This is a genomic window from Halorubrum sp. SS7, from assembly GCF_005435055.1.
In the GTDB taxonomy this organism is placed as follows: Archaea; Halobacteriota; Halobacteria; order Halobacteriales; family Haloferacaceae; genus Halorubrum; species Halorubrum salinarum.
The window spans coordinates 1-303 of sequence record NZ_SGXV01000498.1; the positions used below are offsets into that span (position 1 = coordinate 1).

1 pseudogene is annotated in these 303 nt (G+C 54.5%); it reads left to right on the forward strand.

Annotated features, from left to right (window positions below):
• Positions 1 to 146 (forward strand): annotated as a pseudogene (locus EXE44_RS21745) (PadR family transcriptional regulator); the annotation flags it as partial.
• Positions 147 to 303: the final 157 nt, after the last annotated feature.

A 303-nucleotide genomic window follows, 5' to 3' on the forward strand; every position in this document is an offset into this window, starting at 1 on the left:
ACACCCTCGTTGAGAAAGGACTCATCGAAAAAAGCCAACGCGATAAGCGGACCAACGAGTACACTACCACTCGGCGCGGGACCAGAGAAATCGAAGCCCGAGTTGAGTGGGAAGACCAGTACATCAATCGCGACACAGCGGATTGACCGACTCAGCTGATTCGATAGCGATACCAGGGCGGTACACAACCACCTCAATCACGCGGGATAGTCGATTTCGCTCGGTTAGTGTCCGTCTGCGAGATCGAGCTACACGCTTGGTAGCGATGTGGACAGATCACTGTATCTTTCGGCTCGCGTCTGG